Source organism: Enterobacter sp. HK169 (genome assembly GCF_001719105.1).
Taxonomy (GTDB): domain Bacteria; phylum Pseudomonadota; class Gammaproteobacteria; order Enterobacterales; family Enterobacteriaceae; genus Enterobacter; species Enterobacter asburiae_B.
In genome coordinates, this window is record NZ_CP017087.1 from 662,017 (window position 1) to 673,824 (window position 11,808).

Sequence of the window (11,808 nt, forward strand, 5' to 3'; positions counted from 1 at the left end):
TAATGACAATGTTGTCATTTTTAGCGTAAGTCATTGTTAACGGCGGTACGCTCACTAGAATGTCATCAGCAGCCAGTCAGGGGAGCACGATGAAAATACTGATCGTCGAAGACGAAATGAAAACCGGTGAGTACCTGAGTAAGGGGCTGACTGAAGCGGGGTTTGTGGTTGACCACGCGGATAATGGCCTGAACGGCTACCATCTCGCCATGACCGCTGAATACGATCTGCTGATTCTGGATATCATGCTGCCCGATGTGAACGGCTGGGACATTGTCCGCATGCTCCGCTCTGCGGGAAAAGGGATGCCCATCCTGTTACTCACGGCTCTCGGCACGATTGAACACCGGGTTAAAGGGCTTGAGCTGGGCGCGGATGACTATCTGATTAAGCCATTCGCTTTTGCCGAGCTGCTCGCCCGGGTGAGGACGCTGTTGAGACGCGGAAATACGGTGATCGCGGAAAGCCAGCTTCAGGTGGCGGACCTGACGGTTGACCTCGTGTCGAGAAAAGTAAGCCGGGCCGGAAGCCGCATCTCCTTAACCAGCAAAGAGTTCAGCCTGCTGGAGTTTTTCCTGCGTCATCAGGGAGAGGTGCTTCCCCGCGCCCTGATTGCCTCCCAGGTATGGGACATGAATTTTGACAGCGACACAAACGCAATTGACGTGGCGGTAAAGCGGCTTCGGGCGAAAATCGATAACGATTATGAACCTAAGCTAATCCAGACGGTGCGCGGCGTGGGCTATATGCTGGAGGTGCCGGATGCGCGTTAAGCTTCCCGGGCGCCCTTTTTCGCTTGCCCTGCGGCTGACCTTTTTTATCAGTCTCTCCACGATACTGGCCTTTTTCGCCTTTACCTGGTTTATGCTGCATTCCGTTGAAAAGCATTTCGCCGAGCAGGATGTCAGCGATCTGCAGCAAATCAGCACCGCGATGCACCGCATCCTGCAGTCTCCGGTCGATCCTGACCAAAAGAAAATCAGCAAGATCAAAGAGTCGATCGCCAGCTATCGCAACGTGGCCGTCCTGCTCCTGGATCCGCAGGGCAATATCCTGTTCAGCTCGGCGCAAGGGGCGGCTTTGCGCCCGGCAATGAACACGGCGAACTTTAGCGAACACCGCCGCGCGCAGGATGTGTTTCTCTGGACGGTTGAAGACCCTGCCGCAAACATGCACGCCGGGTCCGACATGAAAATGGAAACGTACCGGATTATCGCCTCTTCAGGCACGGCGACGCTGCAGGGCAAAACGCAGGGCTACGTCATGCTTATCGGGCTCTCCATCAATTTTCATCTGCACTACCTTGAGGCGCTGAAAAAAAATCTTCTGATGATTGCCGCGGCGATCAGCCTGCTGATTATTCTTGTCATTCGCATCGCGGTTCGTCAGGGACATTTGCCCCTGCGTAACGTCAGCAACGCCATTAAAAATATCACTTCAGAAAACCTCGACGCGCGGCTGGAGCCGTCCCGCGTGCCCGTTGAGCTGGAACAGCTGGTCATCTCCTTCAACCATATGATCGAAAAGATTGAAGATGTCTTTACCCGTCAGGCGAATTTTTCCGCCGATATCGCACATGAAATCAGAACCCCCATCACCAACCTGGTGACGCAAACGGAAATCGCGCTGAGCCAGAACCGCTCGCAGAAAGAGCTGGAAGACGTTCTGTACTCCAGCCTTGAAGAGTACAACCGCATGACCCGGATGGTCAGCGACATGCTTTTCCTGGCGCAGGCGGATAATAACCAGCTAGTTCCTGACCGGGTGATGTTTGATTTAAGTGCGGAGGTGATGAAAGTTTTCGATTTCTTCGAAGCCTGGGCGGAAGAACGCAACGTTACGCTGAAATTTAACGGGATGCCCTGCCTGATAGAAGGCGATCCGCAGATGTTCAGAAGAGCAGTAAATAATCTGCTCTCTAATGCCCTGCGCTATACGCCAGCCGGGAAAGCGGTGACGGTCTCCATCAGAGAACAGGATAACGACGTTGAACTGATAATAGAAAATCCCGGTACGCCGATCCCGCAAGAGCATCTGCCAAAGCTGTTTGACCGTTTCTATCGCGTCGATCCGTCAAGGCAGCGCAAAGGCGAAGGCAGCGGGATCGGGCTTGCCATCGTGAAGTCCATCGTCTCGGCGCACCACGGAAAAGTCCGCGTGGAATCGGATGCGGCATCGACGCGCTTCATCCTCATCGTGCCGGGAAAAGTGGCCTGAGCGTCAGCGCACGGCCCGACACACTTCCAGTACCTTTTCCCTGAGCCATCGATGTCCCGGGTCCCTTTCCATGCGCGGATGCCACATCTGTGACACCGTAATGGTCCGGGTTTTAAACGGCAGTTCAAAGACGTGTACGCGCTCGTTCATCGGCTGATTGAGCAGGTACAGCGCCGGCACCATGGCAATCAGATCGGACGCCAGCGCCACGGATAGCGCCGTTGGAAATCCGGGCACCACGCTGGCGACCTTGCGTTTCATCCCCCGTTCCGCCAGCGCGTCATCGACAAACCCGTGTAGCGATCCGTCCGGCGAGGCCACCACGTGGCCCCACGCGACATAATCGTCAAGGCTGACGTCAGGCCGTAATGACAGCGGGTGTCCCTTACGCACCGCGCCAACAAACCGATCCTGAAAGAGCCGTTGCAGCCGTATTTCAGGCCCCATATTGCTCTGCACGCCGATCTCCAGGTCGACCAGCCCTTCGCGCAAATAGCGCGACGTTTTTTCAGGTTTTGGCGAGAAGCGGATGCACACCCCGGGCGCAACGCTCGCCACCGCCGCAATCAGCAGTGGCCCAAACGCCACCACAAAACCGTCGTTGGCTCTGATGGTGAACAGCCGCTCGAGACTTTCAACCTTCAGCGCGTCGGTGGAGGGCTGTAGCACTGCCCTCGCCTCATGCACGGCAGTTCTGGCGCGGTCCCGCGTGGCTTCGGCCCAGGGCGTCAGCACCATATGACGACCGGCCCGCACCAGGATAGGATCGCCGGTCACCTCCCGCAGCCTGCTCAGGGTGCGGCTCATGGCGGAGGTGCTGAGGTTCAAACGTCGCGCCGCGCCCGCCACGCTGGCTTCGGCCAGCAGAACGTCGAGCGCAACCAGAAGGTTAAAGTCAGGATCGGACACGGTGACTCCTAAGATAAGGCGTTATATGCAACAGTTAAGTGCAGCTGATGCGTCTTCCGCCCTGTATACCGCATGCTTATAGTTTCGTCATCACTATTCTTATGCGGAGTAACGACGATGACGCTATTTTCAAACCTGCCCGGCGATGAAGGCTTACCCGGTCATGAACGCGCCCGGGTCATGGCCGCCGTCATGACCACCACGCTGATGGGCGTCTTTGACGGCACCATGATCAACATCGCGCTGCCCTCCATGGCAAGGGCGATGCAGGTACCCGCAAACGTTGCGGTCTGGTTCTCCAACGGTTACCTGCTTTCAGCGGCAATGACGTTAGCCATCTTCGCGGCGCTGGCGGCGCGCGTGGGCTATCGCCCGGTGTTTCTTGCCGGGCTTGCCACCTTTACGCTCACCTCGCTCGGCTGCGCGCTGGCAGCGACGCCGGAAATGTTAACCGGCATGCGTATTCTGCAGGGCATCGGCGGCGCGGCCACCCTGAGTATCGCCCCGGCGATCCTGCGATCCGTTTTTCCGGGTCGACTGCTTGGCCGTATTCTGGGGCTGCACGCCCTGCTTATCGCCTCCAGCACGGCGATTGCCCCCGTGCTTGGCGGAACCATACTGGACGCGCTGAGCTGGCAGTGGCTGTTCGCCATTAACATTGTTCCGGGCAGCGTCGCCCTGCTGCTGGCGTGGCGGGCCTTGCCGCGGGAAACGGCCGTTGACCGCTCGCCCTTTGACGCGCCGGGCGCCGTGCTCTCCGCCGTGCTGTTAGGTTCAGCAATCATGCTGGCCGACAGCCTTCAGCACGTGACGCAAAACATCAACCAGACGGCCACAGGCTGGGGGCTGCTCGCGCTGGTCAGCGCCCTCGCCTTTATCTGGCGGATTCGGCGCGCGCAAAGCCCCATCCTGCCGCCCGTCATGTTTAAAAACGGACGCTTTACCCTCGCCGCCCTGACCTCGCTGGCCTCGTTTGTCAGTCAGGGCATCACCTTTGTCGCGCTGCCGTTTCTGTTTCAGAGCGTGTATGGCTACAGCCCGGTGGTCTCCGCGCTGCTGTTCACCCCGTGGCCGATTGGCATCGTGCTGATCGCGCCGCACGCGGGACGCTGGGCAGATACGATTTCCGCGCCGCTGATCTCGACAATCGGGCTGATGATTTTTGTCTGTGGGCTGGTCCTGCTGGCGACGTTGCCGGACAATCCTTCCGCATGGAATATCTGCCTGCGCAGTCTGGTTTGCGGGATTGGGTTTGGCTGCTTCCAGAGCCCCAATAACCGGGAGATGCTCTCTAACGTGGCGCGGGAATATGCCAGCTATGCCTCCGGCGTGTTGTCGATTGTGAGGACATTCGGCCAGTGTCTCGGCGCCGCCGCGGTGGGCGTGCTGCTGGCGACGGCCGGATCAGACCATGACCGGGCCGTGCATTTTGCGCTGTGGATAGCCGTCATCGCCTCAACGGGATCGGTGTTGTTTAGCGTGAGTCGTCTGCGCCCTGCGGTTCGGGCATCAGCGTAAACTGTTGCAGCGCCTTCCGGCGCTGCTCGTTTATAACGCCTACGCTGTAAGGCGTTCATTCCACGCATCAGTGTATTGAATATTTCCGTCCAGGATTTTCCATGTGATTTTTGCGTATCGCAAAGATACATTTTCCAGGTGACCAGTACCGGGACAATCTCTTGTATCATGCATAACTGGAGTTATTGAAATGACTTTCACACCTTCCATAAGAATATTGAAGTATTCCACTTCCTGACCAGCATCATTGATGTGATAGAACTTTAATTCAGCACTTTGAAGCGTCTGACCTGTAGCCACTGCTTTGTATAGATAGGGTGAGGATGAATCAATTGCTTTTGTTAAACTGAAAGCTGAGTGTTGCCTTGTACCTGTAAGTTTACCTGTTGCCTCATCTGTTGGAATGCTCAGGTTATGGATCAGATCTCTAAGCTCTATGCTTCCTTCACGGTCTGCAACATCAGAACCGCCACGGATCATTGCTCCACCATCGTCTTTCAAAAAGAGGTGTACTGGTACAGCCATTTCTAAAACTCCTTATGCTAATTAATCTCTTATTCCATTTGCTATGAGGTTAATTACAGGCATGATCGCTACACCATCTGCATAGAACAGATCCGAATTAGTGAATGAATAAACCTTACCTGTGATTTTTATATTTACCGTGTTCCCATAAGCAGAAGCTGTAACATTGCTTGTATTGGCTTCAAGGAACGGCGAGCGTTCTTTAAGGGCCTTCATAATGTTCCCGCTGCTGTCTTTATCTAAATAGAAGCGGTAAACATCCGACACCGTAGCTCCTCCGTCATCATACTTTGTTATGTACAGTGTGACGGTATCAGATAGTTTCTGTTTGCTGACAAAGCTATCGTGAGGAGGTGCATTAAAATAATATTGATATGTCAGAAACCCGCAAACAATGATCAATAAAATCGTTGTGAGTAAATAATGAAGCCGTTTAATAACCGTGTTTCTTTGCATATTCAATCCTTTGACTTATCCAAAACTGATCGTGAGGATCATCCCCATATGGCGGTTTTTGATACCAGTGCCCCCATTTCTTTTTGGAGGTTTTAGCTCTTTCCTGCGCCCATCCTGCCCCCATCAATAACGTTTCTGATGGTATCCCGGCAGCATAGCCAGCCGAACCATAATTGAAGTTACCAAAGTTCGCTAACTCAGGGTGTCCCTGCTTGTAATCCCATGGCCCCTTATTTCTTACTTTTTGATAAAACTAAAGATAGGTTGTAGGGATAGCCATATTTCTACTCATACCATGCGCTCTTGCAATCCTCATGTTTGCCAATGCAAGCGCGATTCCTTCTTTTGGTAACAAAGGTATAACAGCCATATTAACCACTCTTTTCACATGGATATATGGCCACGTATCGTACACTTTTGCGATAGTAAAAAAGATATCTGTTTCGTGACAAATGACGGAAAAATAACCGATTAAGATATTAATCGCATTAAAAATAAAGAAATTTAGGCTGCGCCTGCAGTTCGGGCATCAGCCTGATTCGCCCGGCGGCGCTACGCTTGCACGGGCCTACAAGGAAGCTTTGCACAATGTAGGCCGGGTAAGCGCAGCGCCACCCGGCAAGAAAGACGGCGCGTTCGTTTACTCCAGCGCCAGCAGCGCAAAGCTCGCCAGCCAGTGCCCGCCGCTGTAGTGGCTGCCGACCACATGCTCAACGCTAGCCGTCAGGTGTTTCGTCACCGCCTCGCGAAGCGCCTGCTGCGCCGGATGGTTTGCGGGAAGCGCTCTGGCAATATGCTTCATGCACCAGGCGCGGCTGAGGTTTAACCCATCGAGATGGGCAATTTTCGGGTCGGTACGATCGCTCACTTCCGCCGGGTTCATCAGCGCCGCAATGGTGCCCACCTCCGGGAGAAATGCGTCAAACCAGGCCGGGAAGTCCTCCAACACTTTGCTCATCAGCAGCGCTTCCGTCAGCGCGCCGGAAATATACTCATCACCGCCGGGCTCGTAGTGGGCAGGATAGCGCGTGTCGGCGAGATAAAACCGCTCCGCCGCCGTGACAATCGCCTGCTCAAGCGCGCTATCTTCCACGGCTCGCGCGTAATCGAGCGCCAGCGCGAGGGCAAACGCCGTGTTGTAGTGCGTCCCGACGCGGATCGGATAGGTGAGCTTGCTGAGATAATCCACCAGGCGGTTACGAATATCCTGGGTTAACGGCTCAAGCGTCCGGTACCAGCCTTCGGCCTGCGGCAGCGACGACTGCTTTAGCTCCTGGGCCAGCGCCAGCAGCCAGCCGTAACCATACGGGCGCTCAAACGAGGCGCGGAACGGCGCGGTGAAATAGGCCAGCTCCTTCGCCACGTTCTCTTCCGTCAGGTGCTCGTCGACAAGCGCGACGATCGCGTCCCGGCTCGGCAGCTCCGGGTAGAGGCGCACGCAGCGCAGCAGCAGCCAGTAGCCGTGCACCGCCGAGTGCCAGTCGAAACAGCCGTAGAAAATGGGGTGCAGTTCGCGCGGCGGCAGAACGTCACCATCATCATTCAGCAGGTGCATGATGTGGTTCGGGTATTCCTGGCGCAAATAGGTCAAAGGCATGCGGGCAAACGCGTCAGCCTGATGTTGCGTTAATTCCATAACAGCTCCTTAGCGAAACACGAGGAAATACATGAGGAACACGTTCACCACCAGCAGGGTTAACGCGGTCGGGATCTGGATCTTGATCACCTGATATTTATCTTTCAGCTCCAGCAGCGCGGCGGGAACAATGTTGAAGTTAGCGGCCATCGGCGTCATCAGCGTGCCGCAGTAGCCCGCGTACATGCCAATCGCCAGCAGCGGCGCCGGGTTGCCGTGATGCACATTAATCAGAAACGGCAAGGCGATCCCCGCGCTCAGCACCGGGAAGGCCGCAAACGCATTCCCCATGATCATGGTAAACAGCGCCATCCCCACGCAGTAAATCACCACCAGCATAAAGCGGTTATCCGGATTAACGAACAGGCTCACCACCTTCTGCACCGAGTCACCGGTATTGGCCGCCACGAACACGCCGCCGAGCATGGCCAGCATCTGCGGCAGGATCACCGCCCAGCCGATGGTGTCGACAAGACGGCGAGACTGGCGAATGGCGTGCAGCGGCGTGCCTTTGGTCAGCCACCATCCGGTGAGGATCGCCGCGACGCAGGCCACGCACAGCGCCGCCAGGGTAAGCTGTTTCTGATCGAGCAGGAATACGCCGCCAACCGACACGCCCTTCAGGAACAGCGTCCCGATAACCGTCACCACCGGGATCATCAGCGCGGGCAAAAATAGCCAGTTTTTAAGGCGGTTTGACGAGGCGAGACGTTCGTCTTCGGTGGACATTTTATAGTGCCCTTTTCCGACCAGACCAAAACCCGCCAGCAGCGCGATAGCGATGACGCCCCCGCCGATTATCCGGTACGCCAGCGATTTCCCCAGCTCCTGCACCATCAGATCGCCGAACAGGAAGATCCCGCCAAATAAAAACCAGAACAGCGCCGTGGTAAAACGCTTCGGATTGGCGCGATCGCGCAGGGTCATCACAACCAGCAGCATCACGACGAAGCCGATCAGGTAGTACACGCGGTTAATGGTGATAAGCGTCATCATTGCGCGGCCTCCCGCGTGCCCTGCTCCGCGCGCCAGGCCATGACGTCGCGACGGATGCTGGCATCCAGGCGCAGAAGGCGCGTCATATGAATAACTAATGCCGCAATGGCGGTTGGGATGGCCCACAGGCCGATATGCAGCGGTTCGATGCCCGCAATACCGTTCTCTTTCAGGAACGCGTCGATCAGCAGCACCGCGCCGAAGGCAATAAAGATATCTTCGCCAAAGAAGACCGCGATGTTGTCACACGCGGCGGCATGGGCTTTGATTTTGTCACGGATGTGCTGCGGCAGCTCGCCGTATTCGTTCAGCGCCGCCCCTTCGGCCATCGGGGCCAGCAGCGGGCGCACCGTCTGGGCATGACCGCCCAGCGACATCAGCCCCAGCGCGGCGGTGCCTTCACGGGCGACAAAATAGAGCATCAGAATACGCGCCGAGGTGGCGCTGGCGATCTTCGCCACCCAGGCCTGGGCACGCTCCTTGAGCCCGTAATATTCCAGCAGACCAATCACCGGCAGGATCAGAATGAAGGTCGCCAGGGATCGGCTATTCACGAACTTTTCGCCAAAGGTCTCCAGCAGCATCCCGAAATCCATACCAACCAGCAGACCCGTCGCCAGCCCCGCCACCACGACCACCAGCAGCGGGTTGAAGCGCAGTGCAAAACCAATAACCACGATCGGTATCCCGATCAGCGGCAACAGCGTAGTACCGTCCATAACGTTTACCCTATCCAAAGTGAGCGTTGCGCGCCGACGGCTATTTTTTTATTTTGCGGCGAGCGATGTTGTGTTTTTCGACAGGTTTCGGAAAACCTGCGCTAAAAAGCTATATCTGAACCTCAAAAACATGTAAACAAATTATCAATAAAATGTTCTTATTTTATCGATGAGTTTACATTTCTGGCTAAGGAACGTTATGACCTCGGAAAAGAGTGCTACCCCCCCTCACGACGATATCAACGACGGCCGGATCGTCTCGTCCCGCCATCTGGTGTCCGAGCGCTGCGCGGAACTGTCAGAGCTGGAGTACGCGCTGATCATGACCAGCAACGCGTTCAATAAATGGATGGTGCGCTGCATGACCGCAGCCGGCGAGCCCGATATGGGCGCATTTGACGTCTCGCTGCTGCATCACGTAAACCACCGCGACCGCAAGAAAAAGCTGGCCGATATCTGTTTCGTTCTTAACGTGGAAGATACCCACGTGGTGACCTACGCCCTGAAAAAGCTGGTCAAGGCGGGCTACGTGACGAGCGAGAAAGCGGGCAAAGAGCTCTTTTTCTCGACTACCGAGGAAGGGAAAGCGTTGTGTATGAAATACCGGGACGTGCGGGAGGCGTGTTTAATTGCTATCCACGCGGAGAGCGGCATTGCCGGGAAGTCGATTGGCGAAACCGCGCAGCTGTTACGCACGATCTCCTCCCTGTATGACACCGCCGCCCGCGCGGCGGCATCACTCTAGGGCTAAGGACGTCTGAAGAGAGTAATACTGCGTCCGGCCAGTTCGTACTCAACGGTGTCGGTGATCGCTGTCCCGGCGGCAGCGTCATCTGCCGTAGACAGCTCCAGCACCCATCCCCCTTCGCCAAACTGCGGGATCTGGAACGGCACGGTCCCTTCAAACGGGTTGAACAGCATCAGCACGTCGTGCCAGATGCCGTCCTCCTGCCTGAGATCCGGCCTGCTGATGGAGACGCCGAGCGTCGAGCCTTCATCCCACTGCTCGGCCTGCTGCGGGCCGCCGCCGGCATTGAACCAGCGGATCTCCAGCCCGTCGCGCCAGCTTTCACGGCGCAGTAGCGGCTGTTGCGCGCGAAGGTCAATGAGCCGTCGGGTAAACTCGCGCAGCGCAGCGTCGTTTTCGGTTATTCCGTTCCAGTCGATCCACGAGATCTCGCTGTCCTGACAGTAGCCGTTGTTGTTGCCCTTCTGCGTGCGGCCAAACTCGTCCCCCGCCAGCAGCATCGGCGTGCCGTGGGAAAACAGCAGCGTGGTCAGGAAATTACGTTTCTGCCGTTCGCGGGTGGCAATAATATCCGGGTTCTCCGTCGGCCCTTCTTCGCCATAGTTGTACGAGCGATTATCGTTATGCCCGTCGTTATTGTCCTCGCCGTTGTCGGCGTTGTGCTTCTCGTTGTACGACACCAGGTCATTCAGCGTAAAGCCGTCGTGAGCGGTGATGAAGTTGACGCTGGCCCACGGACGACGCCCGCGCAGGTCGTACAGATCCCCGGATCCCAGCAGCCGTGCGGCAAAGTCGTTGGAGACGTTATCGCCCTTCCAGTACTCGCGGACGGTATCGCGGTATTTGTCGTTCCACTCACCCCAGCCGGGCGGGAAACCGCCGACCTGATACCCGCCGGGACCGATGTCCCAGGGTTCACCAATCAGCTTAAGTCTTGATAACACCGGATCCTGAGTCATGGCGTCGAAGAAACCGCCGCGCGGGTCAAACCCTTCCGGCTCTCGGCCCAGTATCGTCCCCAGGTCGAAACGAAAACCGTCAATATGCATCGATTCCGCCCAGTAGCGCAGCGAATCCATCACCATCTGCAGCACGCGCGGGTGCGAGGTGTTGACCGTATTTCCCGTCCCGGTGTCGTTGATATAGTACCGGTGCTGGTCCGGCAAGGTGCGGTAATAGCTGTAGTTATCAATCCCCTTAAACGAGAGCGTGGGGCCAAGCTCGTTCCCTTCCGCCGTGTGGTTGTACACCACGTCCAGAATCACCTCGATGCCCGCATCGTGATACGCGCGTACCATGTCGCGAAAGCCCTGGATCCCCGCCGGGCCGTAGTAGCGCGACGCCGGAGCAAAAAAGCCGAGCGTGTTATAGCCCCAGAAGTTCTTCAGGCCGCGGTCAAGCAGGTGCTGGTCGTCCGGGAACCAGTGAACCGGCAGCAGCTCCACCGAGGTGATGCCAAGACTCTTGATGTAGTCGACCGAGGCTTTGTGTCCCATCCCCTCAAACGTGCCGCGCAGCTCCTGCGGGATGGCCGGGTTCATCTGGGTAAAGCCCTTCACGTGGCTCTCATAGACGACGGCATGCGGCCAGGGCACGTTTGGCCGGCTGTTGTCCTGCCAGTCAAAGGCGTTCGGGTCGATGACCTTGCACTTCGGCGTGAACGGCGCGCTGTCGCGCGTATCAAAACTTAAATCTAATTCGTCATGCCCCAGCTCATAGCCGAAATGGGCGTCGTTCCAGTCGATATCGCCCACCAGTTCGCGGGCGTAGGGGTCGATAAGCAGCTTGTGCGGGTTAAAGCGGTGACCGTTTTCCGGATCGTAAGGGCCGTAGACGCGATAGCCGTACAGCGCGCCGGGCTTCAGGTCCGGCACATAGCCGTGCCAGACCTCATGGGTATATTCCGGCAGCTCCAGCCGGGCGATTTCGTTTTTCCCGGACGGATCAAACAGACAGAGCTCCACCCGCTCGGCGTGAGCGGAGAACAGCGCGAAGTTGACGCCCTTCCCGTCATAATTCGCCCCCAACTGCTGGCCATGACCGGCCCGAATTTCAAACGTAGTATCCTTTGCCATTTTCGTTCT

Annotated in this window: 12 protein-coding genes; 4 read left to right on the forward strand and 8 right to left on the reverse strand. The window is 56.7% G+C overall.

Going from position 1 to position 11,808, the window contains the following annotated elements; translation table 11 throughout:
- Positions 1-89 precede the first annotated feature (89 nt).
- Positions 90-773 (forward strand): copper/silver response regulator transcription factor, encoded by a 684-nt coding sequence (locus tag EnteroDNA1_RS03250; RefSeq protein ID WP_069302840.1) that lies wholly within the window; start codon positions 90-92, stop codon positions 771-773.
- A complete protein-coding gene (locus EnteroDNA1_RS03255) occupies positions 763-2,217 on the forward strand; it encodes a Cu(+)/Ag(+) sensor histidine kinase (protein ID WP_069302841.1) in 1,455 nt (484 codons plus the stop codon). The genes EnteroDNA1_RS03250 and EnteroDNA1_RS03255 overlap by 11 nt, the downstream gene beginning before the upstream one ends.
- Before the next feature lie 3 nt (positions 2,218-2,220).
- Here the strand turns inward: EnteroDNA1_RS03255 and EnteroDNA1_RS03260 are convergent, their stop codons facing one another.
- Complete coding sequence (locus EnteroDNA1_RS03260) at positions 2,221-3,126, reverse strand: LysR family transcriptional regulator (protein WP_048974778.1); 906 nt, start codon at positions 3,124-3,126, stop codon at positions 2,221-2,223.
- Between the two features lie 117 nt (positions 3,127-3,243).
- On the opposite strand from EnteroDNA1_RS03260, the gene EnteroDNA1_RS03265 reads away from it, so the two are divergent.
- Positions 3,244-4,644, forward strand: coding sequence for an MFS transporter (locus EnteroDNA1_RS03265; RefSeq protein WP_069302842.1), 1,401 nt, complete (start codon positions 3,244-3,246; stop codon positions 4,642-4,644).
- Between the two features lie 39 nt (positions 4,645-4,683).
- Here the strand turns inward: EnteroDNA1_RS03265 and EnteroDNA1_RS03270 are convergent, their stop codons facing one another.
- The 6 genes from EnteroDNA1_RS03270 to EnteroDNA1_RS03290 form a co-directional block, all read right to left on the reverse strand.
- Positions 4,684-5,169 carry an Hcp family type VI secretion system effector gene (locus EnteroDNA1_RS03270; protein WP_023311839.1) on the reverse strand — a complete coding sequence of 162 codons (486 nt, stop codon included), beginning with the start codon at positions 5,167-5,169 and terminating at the stop codon, positions 4,684-4,686.
- A 21-nt stretch (positions 5,170-5,190) separates the two neighbouring features.
- On the reverse strand, positions 5,191-5,625 hold the full coding sequence (locus EnteroDNA1_RS03275) for a hypothetical protein (protein WP_047060899.1): 435 nt from the start codon (positions 5,623-5,625) through the stop codon (positions 5,191-5,193).
- On the reverse strand, positions 5,603-5,770 hold the full coding sequence (locus EnteroDNA1_RS22510) for a hypothetical protein (RefSeq protein WP_231926992.1): 168 nt from the start codon (positions 5,768-5,770) through the stop codon (positions 5,603-5,605). Before EnteroDNA1_RS22510 ends, EnteroDNA1_RS03275 begins: the two co-directional genes overlap by 23 nt.
- Positions 5,771-6,265: 495 nt before the next feature.
- Positions 6,266-7,261 carry a DUF2891 domain-containing protein gene (locus EnteroDNA1_RS03280; RefSeq protein WP_069302843.1) on the reverse strand — a complete coding sequence of 332 codons (996 nt, stop codon included), beginning with the start codon at positions 7,259-7,261 and terminating at the stop codon, positions 6,266-6,268.
- Between the two features lie 9 nt (positions 7,262-7,270).
- Positions 7,271-8,257 (reverse strand): DUF979 domain-containing protein, encoded by a 987-nt coding sequence (locus EnteroDNA1_RS03285; RefSeq protein WP_033145579.1) that lies wholly within the window; start codon positions 8,255-8,257, stop codon positions 7,271-7,273.
- Positions 8,254-8,976 carry a DUF969 domain-containing protein gene (locus EnteroDNA1_RS03290; RefSeq protein ID WP_069302844.1) on the reverse strand — a complete coding sequence of 241 codons (723 nt, stop codon included), beginning with the start codon at positions 8,974-8,976 and terminating at the stop codon, positions 8,254-8,256. Before EnteroDNA1_RS03290 ends, EnteroDNA1_RS03285 begins: the two co-directional genes overlap by 4 nt.
- 199 nt (positions 8,977-9,175) lie before the next feature.
- On the opposite strand from EnteroDNA1_RS03290, the gene EnteroDNA1_RS03295 reads away from it, so the two are divergent.
- Positions 9,176-9,721 (forward strand): winged helix DNA-binding protein, encoded by a 546-nt coding sequence (locus tag EnteroDNA1_RS03295; RefSeq protein ID WP_039262429.1) that lies wholly within the window; start codon positions 9,176-9,178, stop codon positions 9,719-9,721.
- Between the two features lie 2 nt (positions 9,722-9,723).
- Here EnteroDNA1_RS03295 and glgX read toward each other — a convergent pair whose 3' ends face one another.
- Positions 9,724-11,799 carry a glycogen debranching protein GlgX gene (glgX, locus tag EnteroDNA1_RS03300; protein ID WP_064672552.1) on the reverse strand — a complete coding sequence of 692 codons (2,076 nt, stop codon included), beginning with the start codon at positions 11,797-11,799 and terminating at the stop codon, positions 9,724-9,726.
- Between the last annotated feature and the right edge of the window lie 9 nt (positions 11,800-11,808).

Bases quoted from the DNA above. Each gene is read 5' to 3' on its own strand.
- EnteroDNA1_RS03250 (WP_069302840.1), top strand. From the start codon at position 90: ATGAAAATACTGATCGTCGAAGACGAAATGAAAACCGGTGAGTACCTG.
- EnteroDNA1_RS03255 (WP_069302841.1), top strand. From the start codon at position 763: ATGCGCGTTAAGCTTCCCGGGCGCCCTTTTTCGCTTGCCCTGCGGCTG.
- EnteroDNA1_RS03265 (WP_069302842.1), top strand. From the start codon at position 3,244: ATGACGCTATTTTCAAACCTGCCCGGCGATGAAGGCTTACCCGGTCAT.
- EnteroDNA1_RS03270 (WP_023311839.1), bottom strand. From the start codon at position 5,169: ATGGCTGTACCAGTACACCTCTTTTTGAAAGACGATGGTGGAGCAATG.
- EnteroDNA1_RS03275 (WP_047060899.1), bottom strand. From the start codon at position 5,625: ATGCAAAGAAACACGGTTATTAAACGGCTTCATTATTTACTCACAACG.
- EnteroDNA1_RS03280 (WP_069302843.1), bottom strand. From the start codon at position 7,261: ATGGAATTAACGCAACATCAGGCTGACGCGTTTGCCCGCATGCCTTTG.
- EnteroDNA1_RS03285 (WP_033145579.1), bottom strand. From the start codon at position 8,257: ATGATGACGCTTATCACCATTAACCGCGTGTACTACCTGATCGGCTTC.
- EnteroDNA1_RS03290 (WP_069302844.1), bottom strand. From the start codon at position 8,976: ATGGACGGTACTACGCTGTTGCCGCTGATCGGGATACCGATCGTGGTT.
- EnteroDNA1_RS03295 (WP_039262429.1), top strand. From the start codon at position 9,176: ATGACCTCGGAAAAGAGTGCTACCCCCCCTCACGACGATATCAACGAC.
- glgX (WP_064672552.1), bottom strand. From the start codon at position 11,799: ATGGCAAAGGATACTACGTTTGAAATTCGGGCCGGTCATGGCCAGCAG.